The organism is Variovorax ginsengisoli (genome assembly GCF_030486595.1).
In the GTDB taxonomy this organism is placed as follows: Bacteria; Pseudomonadota; Gammaproteobacteria; order Burkholderiales; family Burkholderiaceae_C; genus Variovorax; species Variovorax ginsengisoli_B.
Window position 1 is genome coordinate 1 of sequence record NZ_JAUJZH010000044.1, and the last position, 22,293, is coordinate 22,293.

22 protein-coding genes are annotated in these 22,293 nt (G+C 68.7%); 9 read left to right on the forward strand and 13 right to left on the reverse strand.

Annotated elements, in window-relative coordinates:
* The 4 genes from QZH52_RS35580 to QZH52_RS35595 form a co-directional block, all read right to left on the reverse strand.
* On the reverse strand, positions 1-133 hold a 133-nt coding region (locus QZH52_RS35580), incomplete at its 3' end, for a porin (protein WP_301816059.1).
* 77 nt (positions 134-210) lie between these two features.
* Positions 211-957 carry an SDR family NAD(P)-dependent oxidoreductase gene (locus QZH52_RS35585; protein ID WP_301816023.1) on the reverse strand — a complete coding sequence of 249 codons (747 nt, stop codon included), beginning with the start codon at positions 955-957 and terminating at the stop codon, positions 211-213.
* A gap of 40 nt (positions 958-997) precedes the next feature.
* A complete protein-coding gene (gene kce / locus QZH52_RS35590; RefSeq protein ID WP_301816024.1) occupies positions 998-1,933 on the reverse strand; it encodes a 3,5-dioxohexanoate:acetyl-CoA acetone transferase in 936 nt (311 codons plus the stop codon).
* 191 nt (positions 1,934-2,124) lie between these two features.
* Positions 2,125-3,093: a quinone oxidoreductase family protein gene (locus QZH52_RS35595; protein ID WP_301816025.1), complete on the reverse strand. Its 969-nt coding sequence runs from the start codon at positions 3,091-3,093 to the stop codon at positions 2,125-2,127.
* Here QZH52_RS35595 and QZH52_RS35600 point away from each other — a divergent pair.
* From QZH52_RS35600 to QZH52_RS35615, 4 genes are all read left to right on the forward strand, one after another.
* Positions 3,080-4,255 (forward strand): Bug family tripartite tricarboxylate transporter substrate binding protein, encoded by a 1,176-nt coding sequence (locus QZH52_RS35600; RefSeq protein ID WP_301816026.1) that lies wholly within the window; start codon positions 3,080-3,082, stop codon positions 4,253-4,255. The genes QZH52_RS35595 and QZH52_RS35600 overlap by 14 nt on opposite strands.
* A gap of 217 nt (positions 4,256-4,472) precedes the next feature.
* Complete coding sequence (locus tag QZH52_RS35605; RefSeq protein WP_301816027.1) at positions 4,473-5,441, forward strand: Bug family tripartite tricarboxylate transporter substrate binding protein; 969 nt, start codon at positions 4,473-4,475, stop codon at positions 5,439-5,441.
* A 31-nt stretch (positions 5,442-5,472) separates the two neighbouring features.
* Positions 5,473-6,315: a TauD/TfdA dioxygenase family protein gene (locus tag QZH52_RS35610; protein ID WP_301816028.1), complete on the forward strand. Its 843-nt coding sequence runs from the start codon at positions 5,473-5,475 to the stop codon at positions 6,313-6,315.
* A gap of 68 nt (positions 6,316-6,383) precedes the next feature.
* Entirely contained in the window at positions 6,384-7,454 is a 1,071-nt protein-coding gene (locus QZH52_RS35615) for a beta-keto acid cleavage family enzyme (protein WP_301816029.1), read from the forward strand.
* 12 nt (positions 7,455-7,466) lie between these two features.
* On the opposite strand, the gene QZH52_RS35620 is transcribed toward QZH52_RS35615, so the two are convergent.
* Both QZH52_RS35620 and QZH52_RS35625 read right to left on the reverse strand, forming a co-directional pair.
* Entirely contained in the window at positions 7,467-8,498 is a 1,032-nt protein-coding gene (locus QZH52_RS35620) for an AraC family transcriptional regulator ligand-binding domain-containing protein (RefSeq protein ID WP_301816030.1), read from the reverse strand.
* 60 nt (positions 8,499-8,558) lie between these two features.
* Positions 8,559-9,494 (reverse strand): LysR family transcriptional regulator, encoded by a 936-nt coding sequence (locus QZH52_RS35625; protein ID WP_301816031.1) that lies wholly within the window; start codon positions 9,492-9,494, stop codon positions 8,559-8,561.
* Positions 9,495-9,608: 114 nt separating this feature from the next.
* On the opposite strand from QZH52_RS35625, the gene QZH52_RS35630 reads away from it, so the two are divergent.
* A complete protein-coding gene (locus tag QZH52_RS35630; protein ID WP_301816032.1) occupies positions 9,609-10,382 on the forward strand; it encodes an SDR family NAD(P)-dependent oxidoreductase in 774 nt (257 codons plus the stop codon).
* Between the two features lie 24 nt (positions 10,383-10,406).
* Here QZH52_RS35630 and QZH52_RS35635 read toward each other — a convergent pair whose 3' ends face one another.
* On the reverse strand, positions 10,407-11,078 hold the full coding sequence (locus QZH52_RS35635; RefSeq protein ID WP_301816033.1) for a hypothetical protein: 672 nt from the start codon (positions 11,076-11,078) through the stop codon (positions 10,407-10,409).
* A gap of 79 nt (positions 11,079-11,157) precedes the next feature.
* Between QZH52_RS35635 and QZH52_RS35640 the strand changes: the two genes are divergently transcribed.
* Both QZH52_RS35640 and QZH52_RS35645 read left to right on the forward strand, forming a co-directional pair.
* Positions 11,158-14,319 (forward strand): ATP-binding protein, encoded by a 3,162-nt coding sequence (locus QZH52_RS35640; protein ID WP_301816034.1) that lies wholly within the window; start codon positions 11,158-11,160, stop codon positions 14,317-14,319.
* A gap of 22 nt (positions 14,320-14,341) precedes the next feature.
* On the forward strand, positions 14,342-14,995 hold the full coding sequence (locus QZH52_RS35645) for a peroxiredoxin family protein (RefSeq protein WP_301816035.1): 654 nt from the start codon (positions 14,342-14,344) through the stop codon (positions 14,993-14,995).
* Between the two features lie 118 nt (positions 14,996-15,113).
* On the opposite strand, the gene QZH52_RS35650 is transcribed toward QZH52_RS35645, so the two are convergent.
* Together QZH52_RS35650 and QZH52_RS35655 are read right to left on the reverse strand one after the other, a co-directional pair.
* On the reverse strand, positions 15,114-15,818 hold the full coding sequence (locus QZH52_RS35650) for a Crp/Fnr family transcriptional regulator (protein WP_301816036.1): 705 nt from the start codon (positions 15,816-15,818) through the stop codon (positions 15,114-15,116).
* A 76-nt stretch (positions 15,819-15,894) separates the two neighbouring features.
* Positions 15,895-16,647: a sulfite exporter TauE/SafE family protein gene (locus tag QZH52_RS35655; RefSeq protein ID WP_301816037.1), complete on the reverse strand. Its 753-nt coding sequence runs from the start codon at positions 16,645-16,647 to the stop codon at positions 15,895-15,897.
* Between the two features lie 96 nt (positions 16,648-16,743).
* On the opposite strand from QZH52_RS35655, the gene QZH52_RS35660 reads away from it, so the two are divergent.
* Entirely contained in the window at positions 16,744-17,637 is an 894-nt protein-coding gene (locus QZH52_RS35660) for a LysR family transcriptional regulator (RefSeq protein WP_301816038.1), read from the forward strand.
* A 6-nt stretch (positions 17,638-17,643) separates the two neighbouring features.
* Positions 17,644-18,837, forward strand: coding sequence for a M20 family metallopeptidase (locus tag QZH52_RS35665; protein ID WP_301816039.1), 1,194 nt, complete (start codon positions 17,644-17,646; stop codon positions 18,835-18,837).
* A gap of 9 nt (positions 18,838-18,846) precedes the next feature.
* On the opposite strand, the gene QZH52_RS35670 is transcribed toward QZH52_RS35665, so the two are convergent.
* The 4 genes from QZH52_RS35670 to QZH52_RS35685 form a co-directional block, all read right to left on the reverse strand.
* A complete protein-coding gene (locus QZH52_RS35670) occupies positions 18,847-19,254 on the reverse strand; it encodes a YXWGXW repeat-containing protein (protein ID WP_301816040.1) in 408 nt (135 codons plus the stop codon).
* Positions 19,255-19,437: 183 nt separating this feature from the next.
* A complete protein-coding gene (locus QZH52_RS35675) occupies positions 19,438-20,136 on the reverse strand; it encodes an aspartate/glutamate racemase family protein (protein ID WP_301816041.1) in 699 nt (232 codons plus the stop codon).
* 18 nt (positions 20,137-20,154) lie between these two features.
* The gene (locus QZH52_RS35680; protein WP_301816042.1) at positions 20,155-21,318 is read right to left on the reverse strand and encodes an AAA family ATPase; all 1,164 of its coding nucleotides are present in this window, start codon (positions 21,316-21,318) and stop codon (positions 20,155-20,157) included.
* A 108-nt stretch (positions 21,319-21,426) separates the two neighbouring features.
* Positions 21,427-22,254, reverse strand: coding sequence for a MetQ/NlpA family ABC transporter substrate-binding protein (locus QZH52_RS35685; protein ID WP_301816043.1), 828 nt, complete (start codon positions 22,252-22,254; stop codon positions 21,427-21,429).
* Between the last annotated feature and the right edge of the window lie 39 nt (positions 22,255-22,293).

Below are 22,293 nucleotides of genomic sequence, written 5' to 3' on the forward strand. Positions count from 1 at the left end.
CGCCGAACGGCGTCTCGGCCTTGTTCGAATAGCCGCTGACCGTGGCGTCGACGACGCCGAACAACGTGACGGAGGACTGGGCGGAAGCGCCGCCGGCGGCGAGGACGGTCAAGGCGACCAGGGTTCTTTTCATTGGAGTCTCTTTGGTTCTGGAAAAAATGCGGGAGCGAAAAAGTCGTGCACCCTCGAGCCAAGTCCCTCGAACGGGACCTACATGGCGGTCTTGCCGCCATTGACGGCGAGGATCTGGCCCGAGATGTACCTGGCGCGATCGGAGGCCAGGAACACGATCGCATCGGCGACCTCCTCCGGCGTGCCGATGCGACCGGCCGGGATCGCCGCGGCGACCGCCGCGATCTTCTCGGCCCCGCCCGCGATGCGTTCGAGCATCCCGGTGTCGATCGGGCCGGGGGCCACCGCGTTCACCCGCACGTTCGACCGCCCGGCCTCCAGGGCGGCCGACTTGGTCAGGCCCTCGATCGCGTGCTTGCTGGCCGCGTACATCGGGTTCTGCGGATTTCCGCGGCTTCCCATCGTCGAGGAGAGGTTGACGACCGTACCCTGCCGCTGCCGGAGCATCACGCGCAACTGGTGCTTCATGCCAAGAAAGGTCCCCAGCACATTGGCGTCGAAGGTCGCCGAATAGGATTCGACGGTCTGGTCCACGATCGAGCCGGGCGTTCCTTCCGTTCCCGCACTGTTCACGGCAACGTCGAGCCGTCCGAAGCGCGCGACGGTGCGCTCGACCAGCGCGCCGACTTGCGCTTCGTTGCTGACGTCGGCGGCCACGAACTCGGCCTCCACTCCCAGTTCACGGAGTTCGGCCACCAGCGCGGCGCCGGCCGTGGCATTGCGGCCGGAGCACACCAGCCGGGCGCCTTCGCGAGCGAATGCGAGCGCGGTGGCGCGGCCGATCCCGGCGGTGGCGCCGGTGATCAAGACGACAGGTTCGGTCATCACGAGTTTCCTGGTGGGGTGGTCGGGCGCAGGCAGCGGATCAGAAGGCGACCGCATGCCTGCCTTTCAGCTGCAGCATCTCGCGCGTGTCGGTGGGCGTCGCGATCTCCAGGTTCAGCGATCGCAGGGTCGAGACGATGCGCTGCACCTGCTGGGCGTTGCTCGTCGCCAGCCGGCCCGGCCCGTCCCAGAGCGAGTCCTCGAGTCCCACCCGGACGTTGCCGCCCGTCGAGGCGGCCATGGCGGCGAGCGGGATCTGGCTGCGGCCGGCGCCGAGCACCGACCAGTAGTAGTCCTTGCCGAACAGGCGCTCCGCTGTCCTTCGCATGTGCATCACGTCGTCGGGGTGCGAGCCGATCCCGCCGAGCAGGCCGAAGACCGTCTGGATGAAGAAGGGCGGCTTCAGGATGCCGCGGTCGATGAAATGCGCCGCGGTGTAGAGGTGGCTGGTGTCATAGCACTCGATCTCGAAGCGCGTGCCGTTGTCGGCACAGGATTCGAGGATGTAGCGGATCTCGTGGAAGGTGTTGCGGAACACGCGGTCCTCCGAGCCTTCCAGGTAGGGGCGCTCCCAGTCGTACTTGAATTCCTTGTAGCGGCCCAGCATCGGGTACAGGCCGAAATTCATCGAGCCCATGTTCAGCGACGCCACTTCCGGCTTGAGCTGCAAGGCAGGCTGCAGCCGCTCTTCCACCAGCATGTTCGGAGCGCCGCCGGTGGTGAGATTGACAACCACATCCGAGCGCTCGGCGATGACCGGCAGAAAGGCGCGGAACAGCGCCGGCGCCTGCGACGGCTGGCCGGTCTCGGGATTGCGCGCATGCAGATGGACGATCGACGCGCCGGCTTCCGCGGCCGCGATCGCCTCCCGGGCGATCTCGTCGGCGGTGATCGGCAGGTACGGCGACATGGTCGGCGTGTGAATCGCACCGGTGACCGCGCAGGTCACGATTACCTTGCTTTGGGGTGCTGCCATCTCAGATGTCTCCGTTCGGTATCTTGATCACGTTGGAATGAATCAGGCGCTCGGCATCGCCTGAATTCGCGAGGGCAGTATCTGGCGCCGTGGGCGTCTCTACTTGTCTTTCGGGGACGGAAACTTGCTGCTTGGGGACACCACCGCGACGGCAGCAGTCATCCGGCGTGCGCACCGCCTTCACTTGCCGCTCAGGGCACGAGGACGGTGGAGCCGATGGTCTTGCGTCCTTCGAGCGCGCGGTGCGCCTCGGCCGCGTCGGCCAGCGCGAAGCTCTGCTTCGGCTCGCTGACGATGCGCCCGGCGAGCACGTGATCGAACAGCTCCCGCGCCATGTCGAGCATGTGGGCGCGGGGCGCGATGTAGTCCCGCATGGCCGGCCGCGTGATCCAGATCGACTTCGATCCCAGCACCTTGACGTTGAGGATCACCGGGCCCGACGAGGTGCCGTTGCTCACCAGCGTTCCGCGCGTCTGAAGACAGGCGAGCGAAGCCTCCAGCGTGTCCTTGCCGACCGAGTCATAGACCACCGGAACGCCCTTCCCTTCGGTGATCTCGTGCACCCGCTGGGCGATGTCTTCGCGCGAGGTCACGATGGTGTGGGCGCAGCCGTTGGCCTTCGCCGCGGCGGCCTTCTCGTCCGTGCTGACGGTACCGATCATGGTCACGCCCATGGCACGCGCCCACTGGCAGGCGATCAGGCCCACGCCACCGGCGGCCGCGTGGTAGAGGATCGTCTCGCCGCCCTGGAGCGGATGGACCTGGCGAAACAGATACTGGGCGGTCATGCCCTTCATGATGAGCGAGGAGGCGGTGCGATCCGAGATGCCGTCGGGCAGCGGGATCAGGACGTCGGCAGGCATCACGCGGGCCTGCGAATAGGCGCCCGGCGGTCCGACCAGGTAGCCCACGCGGTCGCCCACGCGGATGTCGGTCACGCCGGCCCCGACGGCCTCGACCACGCCCACCGCATCGGTGCCCAGGCCATTGGGCAGGTCCAGCGGGTAGAAGCCGGTGCGGAAGTAGATGTCGGCGAAGTTGACGGCGATGAAGCTGTGGCGCACGCGAGCCTGACCGGGTCCGGGTTCGCCGACTTCGACGTCCTCGAATTTCAGGACGTCGGCGCCCCCGGTCTCATGAAAGCGAATGGCCTTGGTCATGCTGCGTCTCCTTGTGAATGCATGTGAGGACGCGATTCTTGCGGGACGCTCCCGGGACGGGAAGCGGGTCGCCAGCTATGGCCCAAATAGACAAGTTGACGTCCCCGATAAGCAAATACCAATCGTCGATGGGCCAGATACTGATGGGATTGGTACCCTTCCCGTGCGACACGGGGACGAATCGGAGACAAAGATGAAACTGAAGCAATTGGCACGCCCTGCCCTGGTGTTGATCGGATGCTCGCTGGCGCTCAGCGCCTGGGCGCTTGGCGACAAACCCTTGAAGGTCATCGTTCCCGCACCGGCGGGCGGCACGACGGACATCGCCGCTCGTGTGGTCGGACAACAGATTTCCGTCGATATCGGCCGGCCCGTGATCGTCGAGAACCGCCCCGGCGCCAGCGGGTCGATCGGCCTCCACGCCATGCTGCAGGCGGCGCCCGACGGAGACACGATCCTGGTCGGGCCGAACAACTTGCTGGTGGAATCGCCGCAGGTGATGAAGGTGCCTTACGACCCGCTGAAAGACGTCGTCAGCATCGCGAGAGTGGCCAAGACGAGCTATGTGCTCGTGACGGGTGCCAGCTACCCCGCCAAGGACTTCCAGGGTCTTCTGGCCCAGTTGAAGACGCGCAAAGGCAAATCCAGCTTCGCCAACTATGGCAACGGCACGACCTCGCACTACTCGGGACTGATCTTCAGCGACCAGGCCGACCTTGGGATGCAGAACGTGGGCTACCCCGGATCGCCGCCCGCGCTGCAGGACGTGATCGGCGGCCAAGTCGACATCATGTTCGATGGCATGGCGACTTCCTTGCCGCTGATCAAGGGCGGCAAGCTGCGCCTCTATGCCGTTTCCGGCAAGAGCCGATCGCGGTATTTCCCCGAGGTGCCGACCATGACCGAGCTCGGCTATCCGGAGATCCAGTTCCAGGGACAGATCCGTTTCTATGGCTCCAGCAGGCTGCCGCCCGACGTGCTGGCGAAGCTGCAGGCGATCATCAAGAAGGCGGCGGATGCGCCGGCGGTGCAACAGAAGCTGTTCGACGTGGGCCTGGAGCCCGATGTGAGCGTCGACACGCCGGCGATGCTCGCCGAAGACAAGTCGCTGTTCCAACGCAACGCGGCCATCGTCAAGAAGTTCAACATCCAGTTGAACTGAATCGCCCCGGGATTCGGGCAGACCGGCCCCGCCAGGCCACCGACAAGGTGGCTTGGCGGGGCCGCCGGCCTTCTGGCAGCACAGAACTGCAGCGCGACTGACTATGACCCACATTGGCAAATCTCAGTCCCCGATAAGCAAGAACCAAACGCCCGTGCGCCAGATACTTTCATCACGTCGGCACCTCAGTCCGACACGAGATGAACTGGAGACAAAGATGAAACTGCAGCAATTGGCGCGCCCCGCCATGGTGTTGATCGGATGGTCATTGGCGCTCAGCGCCTGGGCGATTGGCGACAAGCCCTTGAAGGTGATCGTTCCGGCACCGCCGGGTGGAACCATCGACGTCGCCGCTCGCGTGGTCGGGCAGCAGATTTCCGCGGACATCGGCCGCCCCGTGATCGTCGAAAACCGCGCCGGCGCGACCGGCTCGATCGGACTCAGCGCCATGCTGCACGCGGCCCCCGACGGCGACACGATCGCCATGGGCGCGATCAACCTGCTGGTTGAAGCACCGCTGGTGATGAAGGTGCCGTACGACCCGCTGAAGGACATCGTGCCGATCGCAAGGGTGGCCCAGACCAGCCGCGTGCTGGTGAGCGCCGCCACCAATCCGGCCAAGGACTTCCAGGGTCTTGTCGCGCAGCTGAAGACGCGCAAGGGCCAGACCAGCTTCGCCAGTTTCGGTACCGGCACGTCGTCGCACTACGCGGGACTGATCCTGAGCGACCAGGCTGGACTGGGCATGCAGCACGTGGGCTACCCCGGCGCGCCGCCCGCGCTGCAGGACTTGCTGGGCGGCCAGGTCGACATCATGTTCGACAGCCTGCTGACCTCCCTGCCGCTGATCAAGGGCGGCAAGCTGCGCGCCTATGCCATTGCCGGGAAAAGCCGGTCCAGGTATTTCCCCGAGGTGCCGACCATGACCGAGCTCGGCTATCCGGAGATCCAGTTCCCGGGAGAGGTCAGCTTCTACGGGTCCAGCAAGCTGCCCGCCGACGTGCTGGCGAAGCTTCAGGCGGCCATCAAGAAGGCGGCGGAAGCCCCTGCGGTGCAGCAGAAGCTGATCGACCTGGGCCTGGAGCCCGACGTGAACGTCGACACGCCCGCGATGCTGGCTGAAAGCAAGGCGCTGTTCCAGCGCAACGCCGCGATCGTCAAGAAATTCAACATCCAGCCGAACTGAACGGCGACACGCAACCCTACGGAGACGAGACATGAAGATCAGCCGAATCACGCCCGCCATCGGCGCCAGAGTCACGGACGTCCACCTCGGCGAAGCATCGCGCGACCCCGAACTCTTTGCCCAGATCAAGTCCGCACTGCTGAAGCACAAGGTGCTTTTCTTCCGCGGCCAGGAGATCACTCGCGCCGACCACGAAGCCTTTGCGCGCTGCTTCGGCGAGCTGGAAGACCACCCCGTGCTCAACAGCGATCCCGAGCACCCGGGCCTGGCGCTCATCTATCGCAGCGAAAGCAGGCACAGCTACGAGAACGCATATCACTCTGACGGCCTGTGGCGCCCGAATCCTTCGATGGGCGCCGTGCTGCGCTGCATCGAATGCCCCGAGATCGGCGGCGACACCATCTGGGTCAACATGGTCCAGGCGTACGAAGAGCTGCCGGAGGACATCCAGCAGAAGATCCTGAAATTGCGCGCCCGGTCCAGCATCGAGCAATCGTTCGGCGCGGTGATGACCGATGAAGCCCGCAGGAAGCTGAACCAGGACAACCCGCCGGCAGAGCATCCCGTGGTGCGCACGCATCCGGAAACCGGCGAGAAGATCTTGTACGTCGGCAGCTTCACCACGCACTTCGTCAACCACAACACGCCGGAGAACATTCGCCACGGCATCGACAAGACGCCCGGCGCATCGCTGCTGCTGAACTACCTGCTCAGCCGCGCCACCATTCCGGAGTACCAGGTGCGCTGGTCCTGGCAGCCTGGGGACATCGCTGTCTGGGACAACCGCAGCACACAGCACTACGCCGTGAACGACTACTGGCCGGCACCGCGAAAGATGGAGCGCGCCGGCATCGTGGGCGACGTTCCGTACTGAGCTTCCGAAGCCTTTCCATCACGTTCGACATTCCCGATTTCTGCATTTCAACCCGGAGACCCCTCACCATGAACTTCCTCGACGGCCACCTGTATCCCGAAAACCAGCAGCCCCTGATCATCACGGCCGCTCCCTATGCCCCGGGCTGGATTCCCTCGGACTTCCCGGAAGACATTCCGGTCAGGATGGAGGACCAGATCCAGAAGGCGGTGGATTGCTACGAAGCCGGCGCCACCGTGCTGCACCTGCATGTTCGCGAAGAAGACGGCAAGGGCAGCAAGCGCCTGTCCAAGTTCAACGAGTTGATCGCCGGGGTGCGCGCCCGCGTGCCGGAGATGATCATCCAGGTCGGCGGCTCCATCAGCTTCGCACCTGAAGAAGGCCAGGGCGCCAAGTGGCTCAGCGACGACACGCGGCACATGCTGGCCGAACTCCAGCCGAGGCCCGACCAGGTCACGGTGACCGTCAACACCTCGCAGATGAACGTGACGGAGCATGCCGGCCTGGACGACTTCAAGGGCGTGTCACGGGGCTTCCCGCACCTCTATGCAACCTACAAGGACATGGTCGTGCCCTCGAACCCCAGCTGGGCCGAGGAGCACATCCGGCGTCTGACGGCCGCCGGGATCCAGAGCGAGTTCCAGGTCTACAACATCAACAGCTTCGAGACCATCGAGCGGATGATCCGCCGCGGCGTCTACAAGGGGCCGCTGGTGATGAACTGGGTGGCGATCAGCGGCGGCATGGACCAAGCCAACATCTACAACCTGGCCAACATGCTGCGTGCGGTGCCCGACGGCGCGGTGGTCACGGTGGAAAGCTCGGTGCTCAACGTGCTGCCCATCAACATGATCGGCATCGCCCTGGGCCTGCATGTGCGCTGCGGCATCGAGGACGTGCTCTGGAACCAGACCCGCACCGGCAAGGCCAGCACGGTCGACCAGATCAAGCAGCTGGTGCGCATCTCGGGTGAATTCGGCCGTCCGATCGCGACCGCGCAACAGGCGCGCGAGATCATGCAGATCGGGGTCTTCTACGACACGGCCGAAGAGACTCTTCAGCGCAATGGCTTCGCACCCAATCGCAACGGGGGCAACCAGGGCTTCCTGCGCAAGCCGGACGCCGATCTCGGCCGCTGAGCCCGGACCGGCCTAGGCTTCCTGGGTCGCCGCGGCTTCGGCCGACTGCTTGCTCCATTGCGAGGCGCTGCAGCCGAACAGACTGTGGAACCAATGGCTGAAGCTGCTGGGGCTGGAGAAGCCCAGCAGCTCGGCCACCTCGCTGAGCGGCAGGTCACCCTCGCGCAAATGGCTCTTGACCAGGTCCGAGCGCACCTGGTCCAGCAGGCCGCTGAAAGTGAGGCCCTCGGCGTCGAGTCGACGGTGCAGCGTGCGGCGATCGACGCGCAAGTGCCGAGCAACCTCCCGCGCGGTGCAGGCGCCGCCCGGCAGCAGTGCCAGGATGAGCTGGCGGCAGGTTTCCTGGACGCTTTCACTGCGATCCTTGAGCTCCGCCTCCAGGAACTTGCGCGCGAAGCTGGCGGCCACCTGGTCTCCGAGCTCGCGCGGCTTGGACAAGTCGATCGCCATGCAGACCAGGCCGTTGAATTCCTGGTTGAACTTGACGCTGCGTCCGAAGAATGCCCGATGGGCGGAGACGTCCGTCGGCGGACGATGCGTGAAGCAGACTTCGAGCGGTCGCCAATGCGGTCCGATCAATTCGCTCAGCATCCGGAACAAGCTGCCCACGGCGAGTTCCACCGACTGCCGCATCGGCAAGCCCGGGCTCGGCAGCAGGTCCTCCCTGATGATGACCACGCTGTCGGCGTCTTCGACCCGAATCATCAGCGAGGGGTTCACCAGCTTCAGGTAGCGGCACAGCGTGTCGAGGGCATCCCTGGGCGTGGGCTCTTCCCTCAGCACGAGGCTGATGGGTCCGAGGGCGGAGAGCTTGCGCTGGGCCGCGAGACGCAGCGCCAGGTCTTCCGTCTTGGTGGCACGCGCGGTGATCTCCAGCAACTCGCGCGCGGCGTCCCTCGGGATCAGTGTCTCGGGGTCATCCAGGAATCTCGCCTGCAGCCCCACGGCTCGCAGGAACGCATAGGGATCCCGGCCCAGCGATTTCACCAGTTCGACGTAGCCGTTCAGGCTCGCGCTGCGCATCAGTCGAGCGATGTGTCTCATGGGTGGCGAGTTTGCCCCAATGTCGCATGGACGGCCATCGGCGCGGCGGCCGCGGCGCCCTCACGTCGGCCGGCTCTCGACCGTCGCCGGGCCTGGCTCGCCGAGGTACGGCTCGACCACCTGCGTGAGCCAGTTCAGCACCGCCTTCACGCGCGGCGCCAGCTGGCGCCGGTGCGGGTAGAGCAGCGAGACCGGCATCGGCGCCGCCGTGAGGTGAGGCATCACGTCCACCAGCAGGCCGGCATCGACCAGCCGCTGCGTGCCATGCGCCGGCGCCTGGATCAGCCCCAGGCCTGCCAGGCACGCGGCCTGGTAGGCATCGGTGCCGTTGACCACGATCGCGCTGCGCATCGGATGCACGCGGACCGCGCCACCCTCCTCCTGGTACTCCCAGCCCGCGCCTTGCACGCCGAGCTTGGGCGCGTAGTGCACGATGCGGTGCCGGGCCAGGTCGGCCAGCGTCTTCGGCGTGCCGTTGGCACGCAGGTAGGCCGGACTCGCCACGTTGCGCATCTTCATCATCCCCAGCGGCCGCGCCACCAGTTCCGCGTCGACCAGCGGCCCGACGCGCAGCACGCAGTCGAAGCCTTCCTGCACCAGGTCGACGCGGCGGTCGGTGGTGCTGATGCCCAGCTCCAGCAGCGGATGCGCCGCCAGGAATTCCGGCAGCCGCGGAATGACCAGGTCGCGCGCCAGCGAGTTGGGCAGGTCGATGCGCAGCCGGCCCCGCAAGCCGCTGGCCGCCGGCTGGAACATGGCCTGCAGCTGGTCGGCGTCGGCGATCAGCTCCTGGCCGCGTTCGAGGAACTGTTCGCCATCGGGCGTCAGCCGTACGCGCCGCGTGGTCCGCTGCAGCAGCCGCGCGCCGACCTGGGCCTCGAGCCGCTGCACCACCTGTGAGACGCGGCCCTTCGCGATCCCGAGCTGGTCGGCGGCCTGGGTGAAGCTGCCGAGTTCGGCGACCCGGGCGAAGATGCGGAGCTGGTCGAGATCCATTTTTTGATTGTCCTTTCTGGAAGAACAGTTTGGACGATTCTCGACCATTTATCGTTTTCCGGTGAACTCCTAAAGTCAGGCCATCCCAACCCTTCCAGACTCAGGAACTCACCCATGAACGCCACCACCACCACCCCCCGCATCGCCCTCGTCACCGGCGCCAGCCGCGGCCTCGGCCGCAGCACCGCCCTGAAGCTGGCCGAACAAGGCAGCGACCTGATCCTCACCTACAAGGCCAACGAGGCCGAGGCCCACGCCGTGGTGCGGCAGATCGAGGCGCTCGGCCGCCGCGCGGTCGCGCTCCAGCTCGACGTGGCCGACAGCGGCAGCTTCGGCGGCTTCGCCGAACGCGTGAAGGCCGCGCTGGCTGGCACCTGGCAGCGCGAGCACTTCGACCACCTGGTCAACAACGCCGGCATCGGCGTGGCGGCGCCCTTCGCGGAGACGACCGAGGCGCAGTTCGACCTGCTCGCCAACATCCACCTCAAGGGCACCTTTTTCCTGACCCAGAAACTGCTGCCGCTTATCGCGGACGGCGGGCGCATCGTCAACACCTCGACCGGCCTGGCCCGGTTCACCTTCCCGGGCTACGCCGCCTATGCGGCGATGAAGGGCGGCATCGAGGTGCTGACCCGCTACATGGCGAAGGAACTGGCCCCGCGCGGCATCACGGTCAACACCATCGCGCCGGGCGCCATCGAGACCGATTTCCGAGACGGCGCGGTGCGCGACGACCCCCAGGCCAATGCGCAGATCGCCGGCATCACGGCGCTGGGCCGGGTCGGCCAGCCCGACGACATCGGCGGCGCGGTCGCGGCGCTGCTGTCCGACGGCAACCGCTGGCTCACCGGCCAGCGCATCGAGGTGTCGGGCGGGATGCTGCTCTGAGCCACCGGCGCCCGGCGGCGCCGCTCATGGCGACGCCGGTCCGAGCAGCAGGAAGGCGAATCCGAAAGCCAGCAGGAAGGCGATCGCGATCAGCTTGAGCGCGATCGCGAAGGCATGCAGGCGCCCGATCCCCAGGCGGGTGCGAAACCATTCCGTCTCGACACCGAGATACCAGAGGACCGCGCCGATGGTCAACCCGGTCGCCACCAGCGAGAACCCGAGCCGTGCAAAGACCGAGGCCACCGACAGCGTCACCACGAAAGGCGAGGCGAAGAAGCACTGCAGGAAGAACGGACGGCGCAGCGTCTTGCGGTCGATGTCGCGCCGCAGCCGATGCAGCAGGCCGGTCGCCATCAGCAGCGGGAACAGGCTGAAGGTGATGGCACGGAAGATCAGCAGGTTGGTGTCGGAAGTCAGCACCTCCTTCGCCACGCTGGAGGTGAAGGGCGCGAGGTTGGCATGCAGGCCGACCTCGAGCGCGTGGGCCAGCAGGATCGACAGCATCAGGAACAGCGGCGGACTGACCAGGTCGATGAACTGGTCCTCCTCACGCTCGCTCATCTCGGCCTCTGCCTGCGCCGCCAGCGCCAGCGGATGGCGCAGCACCCGCCACAGCGTGCGCGGATAGAACAGCATCCAGGTCATCACCTCGTAGAGAAGTTCTTCGAGCGAGCGGATGAATTTGAGGAATTCCATGGCCGGTGGCCGGATCATCGCGGATTTCTTCGGTGGCGCGCAGGCCCGAACTGGCGCAGCATGCGGCTCGGGACGACCCATGACCACGACCTGTGCCGGCTGCGGCGCCGAAGTGCTGCCCTCGTCATCGTTCTGCCAGCGCTGCGGGCGCCGGCTGGACAGCCCGCGGCCGCCCGACCCCGAGCCCAACGCCGACCGGCGCCAGGTCACGGTGCTGTTCGCCGACCTCACCGGCTTCACGGCGCTGTCCGAGGAGCTCGATCCCGAGACGGTGCGCGCGTTCCAGAACGCCCTGTTCGAGACCATGGCCCAGGCCATCGCCCAAGGCGACGGCTTCGTCGAGAAGTTCGTCGGCGACGCCGTGATGGCGGTGTTCGGTGCGCCGCGCGCGCATGAGGACGACCCCCTGCGCGCCCTGGAAGCGGCGCAGGACATGATGCAGCGCGTCGAGCGACTGAGCCGGCAATGGGGCCCGCGCCTCGGCCGCGGGGTCACGCTGCACATCGGCGTCCACACCGGGCCGGTGGTCGCCGGCAGCCTGGGCAGCGGTGCCGGCGGCGCCTATGCGGTCACTGGCGACACGGTCAACACCGCATCGCGCCTGCTCTCGGCCGCGCAGCCGGGCACGGTGCTGGTGTCGGACGCCACCTGGGCGCTGGTGCGCCACCGCTTCGACTTCGAACCCGCCACCGAACTGGCGCTGCGCGGCAAGACGCAGCCGATGCGGGTCCATGTGCTGCGCGGCGCCCGCGCCGATGCGGTCTCCGCGCGCGGCCTCGCCGAACTCGGGCTGGCGGCGCCGCTGGTCGGTCGCGACGACGCCATCGAGCGCCTGCTGGCCGCCTTCGATCGCATGCAGGGCAGCGAGGCGCAGCTGGTCAGCGTCGTCGGCGAGGCCGGCGCCGGCAAGTCGCGCCTGCTGGCCGAGCTGTTCGCGCGGCTCGAAGCCCAGGGCCGCCTGGTCTCGACCGGCGTGCGCCGCACCACCTGCTCGTCGCACGGCGAGCCGACCTATGGCACCTTCGGGGCCCTGTTCCGCGAGGTCTACCAGATCCGTGCCGACGACTCGCTGGAGGTGGCGCGGCGCAAGCTGCACGACGGCCTGCAGGCCCTGGGCGCCGATGCCGCCGAGGTCGAAGCGGTCGCCCGGGTGGTGGGCCACCTGCTCGGCATCGAAGAAGCCCGGCCGCAGGACATCGAGCCGGAACAGCTGCAGCGCCAGATCACGCTGGCGGCCCGGGCGATGCTCGAACGCCGGCTGGCGCGCCAGCCGGTGGTCATCGTGATCGACGACATGCAGTGGGCCGACGCCGCCTCGGCCGACCTGCTGCGCGAAGTGATCGACCAGCTCGCCGACCGGCCGCTGATGCTGCTGGCCGCGCAGCGCCCCGACGCCCGCGCGCTCCGACCGCTGCGAGCAGCGCATTCCACCATCGCGCTGGAACCGCTCGACGACCGGCAGGCCGGCGCGCTGGTGGGCCACCTGCTGGGCGGCGCCGACGGCGACGCCCTGGCGCCGGTGCGCGAACTGGTCGCCGCGCGGGCCGGCGGCAATCCGCTGTTCGTCGAGGAGATCGTCCGCAGCCTGGCCGGGTCCGGCCTGTTGGTGCGCCAGGGCGAGCGCTGGCACTGCAAGCCCACCCACGAGGCGGCGACCGTGCCGTCGACGCTGTACGGCCTGCTGCTGTCGCGCATCGACCGGCTGGAGGCGGAAGATCGCCGCCTGCTGCAGGAGGCGGCCGTGCTCGGCGCCGAGTTCGACGCCTCGCTGCTGCAGCGCGTGGCCAGCGACCCGCCCTCGACTGGGTCGGCGCTGGGCCGCCTGGCGGCCGCCGACCTGGTGCGCCCGGTGCGCGCGGAGCCGGCGGGCGGACCCCGCTGGCGCTTCACGCACGCGCTGCTGCACGAGGTCGCCTACCAGAACCTGCTGCTGGCCCGGCGTACCGAGCTGCATCAGCGGGCCGGCCAGGCCCTCGAGGACATGTCGGCCCCGGGCCGGCAGGCGGCGGTCGATGGCGAGGGCGCGAACCCGCGCCGCCTAGCCGAACTGGAGGCGCTCGGGCACCACTGGAGCCTGTCGACCGACAAGGCGCGCGGCGCCCGCTACCTGCTGGCCGCGGGCGACCGGGCCCGCGCCGTCTACGCCAACGACGACGCCATCCGCCACTACGAGCGCGCGCTGCGCACGCTGGCCGAAGCTCCGGCGGCCGCCGCCGAGGTCGAGCCCATGGCGCTCGACGCCCGCGAGCGGCTGGCCGACCTGTTCGGCCTGCAGGGGCGTCGCGCCGAAGCGCTGGCCCAGTACGAGCAGGTCCGGCAGGCGGCCGAACAGCGGCACGAACCGGTGCGCCTGGCGCGCGCCCTGCGCAAGACCGGCGGACTGCACTGGGAGGCCGGCGACCGCGAGCGCGCCGGCGCCTGCTTCGACGCCGGGCTGGCGGGCCTGGGCGAACAGGGCGACCCGATCGAGCGCGCCCACCTGTTCCAGGAGATGGGCCGGCTCGCCTTCCGCGCCGGCGACAGCGCCGCCGCGCTGGCACTGGCCGAACGCGCACTGGGCGAGCTGCCCGCCGACGCCCAGGGACGCGCGCGCGAGGCCACCGTGGTGCGGGCCGAGGCCTGCAACACGCTCGGCGTCGCGCTGGCGCGCCTGGGCCGCCCGTCCGAGGCGGTGGCGCAGATCGAGAGCAGCGTCGCCCAGGCCGAGGCGCACCAGCTGCTGCAGGCGGCCTGCCGGGGCTACACGAACCTGGGCGTTCTGTATGCGACGCTCGATCCGCAACGCAGCATCGAGACCTGCCTGCGCGGGCTCGAGACCGCGCGCAAGGTCGGCGACCTGGGCTTCCAGTCGCGGCTGTACGCGAACCTCGCGGTCGCCTACTGCGCCCTGACCAACCGCTGCGAGGACGAAGGCATCGAGGCCGCGCGCGCCGCCGCCAGCCTGGACCGCCGGCTCGGGCTGCTCGATCACCTGGCGGTGCCGCTGATCGTCCTGGGCCAGATCTACCAGTGCCACGGCGACCACGCCCGGGCCTTCGATTCCTACAACGAGGCGTTGCAACTGGCCGAGCAGATCGACGAACCCCAGCTGCTCTTTCCCTGCTACGATGGTTTGGCGACGTTGTATCTCGACGCCGGGCGCATCGCGCAGGCCGAGGCCTACCTGGCCAAAGCACAGACCGTCTGCGAGCGCGCCGGCCTCGAGCCCGACGCCCTGATGGTGCTTCCGTTCCTCTGCTGAACCTGCCGGAAGGAGTCCCTCCATGACCTCCTCGATGAATCCCCCCGTGGCACCCGGCGAAGCCGCCCCCGACTTCGCGCTGCCGGCGGTGGCCGGCCCCGAGACGGTGTCGCTGGCCGACTACCGAGGGCGTGCCCCGCTGTTCCTGGCGCTGATGGTCGGCCTGTGGTGCCCGTTCTGCCGCCGCCAGCTGGTCCAGATCGGCAAATTCGAGGTCAAGCTGAAGGCGCTCGGGGTCGAAAGCCTCGTGGTGGTAGCGACCGACCCCGAAAACGCCCGGCTCTACTTCAAGTTCCGGCCGACGCAGCTGCGGCTGGCTTCCGACCCCGCCCTGTCGACCCACCGCGCCTACCGCGTGCCCAAGCCCGAACCGACGCCCGAACTCATGCAGGCCTTGCAGGAAACCCGCGTCAATCCCACGGGCGAGCTGCCCGAGCCGCTGCCAATCCCGCAGGCCGCCAAGGCCATCGAGGCGCTCGACAGCTACGTCTGCACGCCCACCGACCTCGGCGACGTCGAACGGCAGTGGCCGCAGCTGAAGGCGATGTTCATGATCGACCGCGAGGGCATCGTGCGCTGGCACGACATCGAATGCGCCCGTGAAGGGCTGGCCGGCATCGGCAAGCTGCCTTCAGAAGCCATGATCCTCGACGCCGCCCGCGCCTGCGTGGTTTGACGGGGCCCCACGCTCCGCACTTCGTGTCGTCGCTGCCCCCCGAGGGGGCGTCAGCAGGCCGCCCGTCAGCGCGAAGCGCGGACTTCGCCGCGCTGGCGGCCCGGCGTCGGCCTGGGCCCTAGCTTCCCAAAGGCGCCGGCCGGCTGGAAGCCATGAGCGATTCGAGCCGTTGGCGGTCGGCGATCAGGCGCGAGGTCACCAGATTGACGACCTGGAAGCCGAAGGCCGGATTCTGGAAATAGAGCTGCTTGAAGGTGGTCTCGTCGATGCGCAGCACGGTGCAGTCGGTCGCGCAGCGCGCGGTCAGCGTGCGGCGCTTGTCGGGGGCGAAGAAGGCGATCTCGCCGAACAGGCGCCCGGCCTCCATCATCTCGCCGATCTCGACGAACTCGATCTGGCCCGAAGCCAGGAAATACAGGTGCCTGGCCGCATCGCCCTTGCGGAACAGCACGCGGCCTGCCTTCATCCGGGCGCTGCGCATGTAGGGCCGCAGCCAGACCCCCGACAGGTCGTTCTCGGCCGCCGCCGCGGTCACGCGCCGCGTCAGGCGAACCATCTCGGCGGTCCGCCAGATGTTGATCGGCAGCAGCGCACCGTGCAGCAGCATCATGATCAGCGAGGGATGGAGCGCACCGTAGAGCAGAAAGCCGAGGTTGCCGCCGACCGCCAGGCAGCGCAGGGGAATCATGGTCTTCACGAACGAGCTCACCACCACCAGCGCCCCGGCCACCGCCGCCGAACAGGCGGCCACGATGCCCGCCGGGGTGGCGAGCGACGATGTCAGGGTCGCGACCGCGGTGTCCCACAACAGTGCCATTGACATGCGTACTCCTGTTAGCCCCACACGCGGGCGGCGGCCCATCGCCGCGCGCTAGATTGTGCGTCGGCGCGCCGGATTCTCAACGCAGCAATTCACGTCCCGCCATGTAGAGCCCCAGTAGCGCCAGGCCGATGAAGAAGCACCGCCTGAACACCGCCACCGAGATCCGCTGGCGCAGCCGCTGGCCCAGCGCCATGCCCGCCAGCGCCGGCACCAGCATCGCCAGCGAGGCGCCGGCCCCAGGCATCGAGTAGCCGCCCTGCCCTGCCAGCGCCAAGCCGAGCGCCAAGGTCGAACTGGTGAACGAGAGCCCCATCGCCTGGATCAGCGCGTCGCGCGGCAGCCGCAGCGCCTGCAGGTAGACCACCGCCGGCAGCACGAAGACGCCGGTCAGCGCCGTGATGGCGCCGGTGAGCGCGCCGACCACCGGGCCGAGCCATGCCTCGTGCCGCGCGGGCAGGGCGAGCGAGCGCCCCAGCAGGCCCCAGGCCGCATAGCCGGCCAGCGCCAGCCCCAGCGCGAGCATCGCCCCCGAGCCGGCCGGGGCGCCGAAGCACCAGGCGCCCAGCAGCGTGCCGGCGACGATGCCGAGCTGCATGCCGGCCAGGCGGCGCAGCATGACCATGACGCCGGACCAGGGCTGGAGCTGCCACAGGTTGGTCACGAGCGAGGGCGCGATCAGCAGCGCGGCGGCGGCAGCCGGCGGCATCCAGATGGCCAGCAGCGCCATCGACAAGGTCGGCAGCCCCAGGCCGATCACGCCCTTGACGAGGCCCGCCAGCACGAAGACAGCCGAGACCAGGGCCCAAAGGGAAAGATCGGAATCCAGCATCGGGCCAGTGTCGCGGTCCGGGCGCGGCCTGCAAATGCGGAACTTTCACAGCCGGCCTCAGGCCCGGCCTGAGGCTCGGCGTGCTACCTTGCCGGCATGCGATTCGACCTCACCGACCTGCGGCTGTTCGAGCACATCGTCGAGACCGGCAGCATCACCGGCGGCGCGGCCCGCACGCACATGACGCTGGCCTCCGCCAGCCAGCGCGTGCTCGGCATGGAGGCCGACCTCGGCACGCCGCTGTTGCTTCGCTCCCGCCTGGGCGCGCAGCCGACCGAGGCGGGGCGCACCCTGGCCCACCACGCCCGGCTGGTGCTGCAGCAGATGGAGCGCCTGCGCGGCGAGCTCGGCGAGTACGGCGGCGGCCTGCGCGGGCACGTGCGGCTGTCGTGCAACAGCTCGGCGATGACCGAGCACCTGCCCGAGGCGCTCGGCGCCTTCCTCGCGCAGCATCCGCAGATCTCGGTCGACCTCGAGGAACAGGGCAGCAGCGACATCGTCGATGCGCTGCGCGCCGGGCTGTGCGACATCGGCATCGTCTCCGACGTGGTCGACGTCGAAGGCCTGCAGCACTTCGTGTTCCGGCGCGACGACCTGGTGCTGGTGGTGCCGCGCGGTCATGCGCTGGCGCGGCGCCGGCGCGTCGTCCTGGCCGAGGTGGTCGACTGCCGCTTCGTCGGCCTGGCCGAAAGCAGCCCGCTGCAGGACCACGTGGCCCTGCACGCCCGCCGGCTCGGCAAGCGGCTGGCCTACCGGGTGCGCGTGCGCAGCTTCGAGGCGGTCTGCCGCATGGTCGAGCAGGGCATCGGCGTGGGCATCGTGCCGAAGGCCGCGGCCGACCGCTCGCCTTCGCTGCCGCGCATCCGGGCCATCCCGATCACGGAGGCCTGGGCCGCCCGCCACCTGCTGGCCTGCGTGCGCGATGCCGACGCGCTGCCGCTGCCGGCGCGCCGCATGCTGCAGCACCTGCTGACGCCGGCGCCACAATAGCCGCGCATGGCAAGCCCGCCCGCTCCCACCGACTCGATCGTCGCCCTGCTCCAGTCGCTGGTGCGCACGCCGAGCCGCGCCGGCACCGACGCGCCGGCGCCGGTGCTGCGCTGCATGGAAGACTGGCTCGGCAGCCGGGGGCTGGCCTGTCGCCGGCTGCAGGGTGCCGGCGGCGAGCCGCTGGGCCTCTATGCCGAGATCGCCGGGGCCCGGCCGGGCGGCCCCTGGACCGTGCTCGACGCCACGCTCGACACCGCGGGCTTCGGTGACGCCGCCAGCTGGACCTGGCCGCCGACCGATCCCCGCATCGAGGGCGGCTGGCTGCACGGCCGCGGCACCGCCGACTCCAAGGGCGGCGCGGCCCTGTTCGCGCACCTGCTGGCGGAATTCGGTGCTGCGCGCGAAGGCTTCGCCGGCCGGCTCGGCCTGCTGCTCGATCTCGACGAGCATTCCGGGCGCTTCGGGGGCGCCCGCGCCTTCTTCGATCATCCTCTGGGAGACGGGCCCGCGCCGAGGCCGGACGGCGTCATCGTCGGGTACCCAGGGATGGACAGGATCGTCACCGGCGGCCGCGGCTTCCTGCGCGCCAGGCTGGTGGTGCGCGGCATCGCCGCCCACGCCGGCGCCACCCGCCGGCGCGGCCTGAACGCCATCACGCGGGCCATGGCGCTGGCGCGCGCCCTCGAATCCGCGCCGCTGCCGCCGGCCGATCCGGCCTTCGGCCTCGCGCCCCGGCTCACCCTGACCGGCATCCAGGCCGGCGACGGCGGCTACACCCAGGTGCCCGATCGCTGCGAATTGCGGATCGACCTGCGCCTGACGCCCGGCTTCACCGACGCGCGGGCGCGCGCGCTGGTGCGGGCCACGATCGAACGGCAGGACGCGGACCATGCCGGCGCGGCCGCCACCGCCATCGAGTGGTTCGCCGGCTGGCCCGCCTACCGCGTGGCCGATGCCGACCCGATGGTCTCGGCGCTGCGCGAAGCGGGCCGCGCCGAGTTGGGCATCGACCTGCCCACCAGCGTGGCCGGACCGTCGAACATCGGGAACTACCTGCATGGCCTGGGCGTGCCCGCCCTGTGCGGCTTCGGCCTGCGCGGCGAGAACATCCACGCCACCGACGAGCGCATCGCGCTCGACAGCATCGGGCCCGTCTACCGGATCTATCGCGCCGCGCTCAAGCGATTGCAGCGCGGCTGAAGCCCCTGGCTAGCAGCGGCCCTTCTTGGCCTGGCCCGGGGGACAGTGGTAGCCGTCGTCGTCATGGTCATGGCCGCGATCGTGCTTGCCGTGCTTCGGCGGCTTGCCGGGCTTCCACTGGTCATCGACCCAGCGCCAGCCGCCGCCCGCCTGGACCCAGCGGCCCGGCGCGTAGACGTAATCGGGCCGGTCGCGCTCCCAACGCCCCCCATGCCACACATAGTCGCGCTCGTTCCAGACCCAGCGGCCCGGAACCCAGACTTGGCCCGGACGCGGGCCGGGCATGACTTCGTAGCGCGGCGGCGGCGGTGCCACCTGCACCAGCCCGGGGACGTTGATGTTGATGTTGACCTGCGCGAACGCCGGCAGGGTGGTTGCGGCCGCGAGGGCTGCAAGGGCGAAGGTGGCAATGCGCAAAGGGAAGCTCCGTTCAATCGACTCGTGGCCGCCGATTCTAGGGACCTCGCCTGTATCGAAACGCAATGCACTTCGATGCCGGCCCGGTCAGGCCACGCCGGCGCCGAAGCTGAACACGCCGACCGCGGCCAGCCTCGCGACTTCAGCGCGCACCAGGTCGCGCACGACCGAGGGGGCGCAGGGCTACGATTCCGCGAGCGCGAAGTCGACCGCAGCCGCGGCGTGCAACGCCGTGCTGTCGAGCAGCGGCAGCGCGCTGTCCTCGTCCTTGACGAGCAGCGAGATCTCGGTGCATCCGAGTACGATGGCCTCGGCGCCGCGGGCCTGCAAAGCGGCGATCACGCGGCAGTAGCGCTCGCGCGAGGCGCCGTCGACGATGCCTACGCACAGTTCGTCGTAGATGATCCGGTGCACCTCGGCACGATCGTCGGCGGCCGGGACCAGCACCTCCAGGCCATGCCGGTGCGCGAGCCGGTCCTTCATGAAACCCTGCTCCATCGTGAACGCGGTGCCGAGCAGGCCCACGCGGTGCACGCTCGCACGGGCCGCCGCGCGGCCGACCGGATCGGCGATATGGAGAAAGGGCAGCGGCGTCGCCGCCTCGATGCGATCGGCCAGCTTGTGCATGGTGTTGGTGCACAGCACGATGCGGTCCGCCCCGCCGGCGTGGAGCCGGCGCGCGGCGTCTTCGAGGATCGCGCTGGCATCGTCCCATCGGCCCTCGTGCTGGGCCCGCTCGATCGGCCCGAAGTCGACGCTGTGCATCAGCAACTGCGCCGAGCGCAGCGGCCCCAGGCGCTCGCGCACCCGCTGGTTGACGAGGCGGTAGTACTCGGCGCTGGATTCCCAGCTCATGCCGCCGATGAGGCCGATGGTGCGCATGGTCGCCATCATGACTCGCTACCCGAGCTTGGCCTCGAACGCCTGCTTCTCGCGCCAGATCTGCTGCACGAAGGGATCCGTCACGCCGTACAGGCCATGGCCCTTGCGCATGATCAGGTTCGCCGCGAGGAGCTCGTTGACCACGGGCTGCGTTTCCTCAACCCGCACCTCGCGTCCCACGGCCTTCGAATACGCGGCGGCGGCCTCGGCCGAGAACACGCCCCGGGCATCTCCATGGGTCGAGGCGATGCGCTCGAAGATGGCCGTGGCGAGTCCGCCGAGCTGCTCCACTTTCGCCAGTTCGATGTCGGCGGCGGTGGACCGGAGGGTTGCGGCGATCACCGGCAGGTAGGCATCCGGATCGCCGCCGGGCGGCAAGTGCCGGCGCAGCTGGCCCAGGGCCTTGATCATTTCTTCCGGGCGGTTTCCCAGGGTCTTGAAGCTCTGGTTGGCGATCGCCAGGGAAGGCAGTGCGCCCGCGCCTTCCCCGGCGAGCCGCTGCAGCAAGTGCTCGACGTAGTCGGTCTCCAGCACGGGATACGCCACTGACGTGGCGCCCGCGAATGCCTGGTTGCGCCGCGCCGTCAACTCGTTGACCAGCGCGCGGTGCGAGCCCGTTCCGATGAACAGGAAGTGGCCGGGCGTGCCGGGGCGTGGATTGATGGCGTCGCGCGCCGCCTTCAGCGCCAGCAGCATCTGATTGCCCTCCTCGGAGGTGATCGCGTGCTGGACCTCGTCCACGATCAGGACGACATCCGTCTTCACCTGGTCGACGACGTCCGTCAGTGCTCGCGCCAGCGTTGGCCCGCCCTGGACGCCGAGACTGTCGAGCTTGAAGCCGAATTTGAAGCTGAACGCGCCAAGGTCGACGCCGCTGACTCGCCTGAGCTTCTGCAGCACCGAGGACGCGGGCGTCTGCAGTTCAGCCAGCGTCCTCCGTATCGCTGCCTGGACCAGGACGGCCGGGCTGGTCTGGGTATCGGCCCAGAGATCGACGTAGATGACGAGGGCGCCGGCCTCTTCCAGCGCAGGGATCAGATCGTTCAGCAGGAACGTCGTCTTGCCCGTCCGGCGCAGGCCGGAAAGGAACAAGCCGGAACGCAGGCCCTCGTCCAGGACGCCGGGCCGCAACAGTTGCCCCGCCATCTGGACGGCCAGCGCAGGACGCCGGAAGATCGCCATGGGAATTATCCAGTTTTATTGAATCTGAATAATTATATCCATCCGATAATTTCCGATAAGAGGCCCCCTGCCGAGTTGGCGCAGGGGGGCCTGCGCGGCCTATCCGCCCTATTGCAGGAAGCCCGGCTTCGCGTACCCCGGGAACTTGCTGTCGACGACCGCGCGGAAGTCCTTCGAGTGATAGGCCTCGACGATGTCCTTGGCCCACGGCGTGTCCTTGTCGGCACGCTTCACGGCGACCACGTTCAGATAGTGGTCGGGCGTCTTCTCGAGCACCACGGCTTCGGTCAGCTTCAGCCCAGAGGACATCGCGAAATTGCCGTTGATGATCGCGTACTCGGTGTCGCCCAGCGAGCGCGGCAGCTGGGCCGCCTCGAGCGGAATGAACTTCAGCTTGCGCGGGTTCTCTGCGATGTCCTTCTCGGTGGCGCGCAGCGCGTCGATGCCCGGCTTCAGCGTGATCAGCTTGTTCTGCTCCAGCAGCACCAGCGCGCGCGCCAGGTTGCTCGGGTCGTTGGGGATCGTGAAGCGGTCGCCGTCCTTGACTTCGGCCAATGTCTTGCGCTTGGTCGAGTAGACGCCCAGCGGCGCGATCGGGCCCTGCACCAGCTCGACGATGTCGAGCTTCTGGTCGGCCGCGAACTTCTGCAGATAGACGCGGTGCTGGAAGAAGTTGGCATCGAGCGAGCCCTGCGCCAGGGCGAGATTCGGCTGCACGTAGTCGTTGAACTCGACCAGCTTGACCTTGTAGCCCTTCTTTTCGAGCAGGGGCACGATGCCGGCCTTGAGCTGGTCGACGTTGGAGCCGGCAGTGCCGCCGATCACCAGGTCCTTCTTGGCGGCGGCCTGGCCGTGGGCTTGGAGCGAAAGGCCGCCGAGCGAAAGGGCTAGCACCGAAAGAGCGAGGACGGAACGGCGGACGAGAGATGTTTTCATGGGAACGGTCACGGTTGGAAATCGGAATCGGCTGCGCCA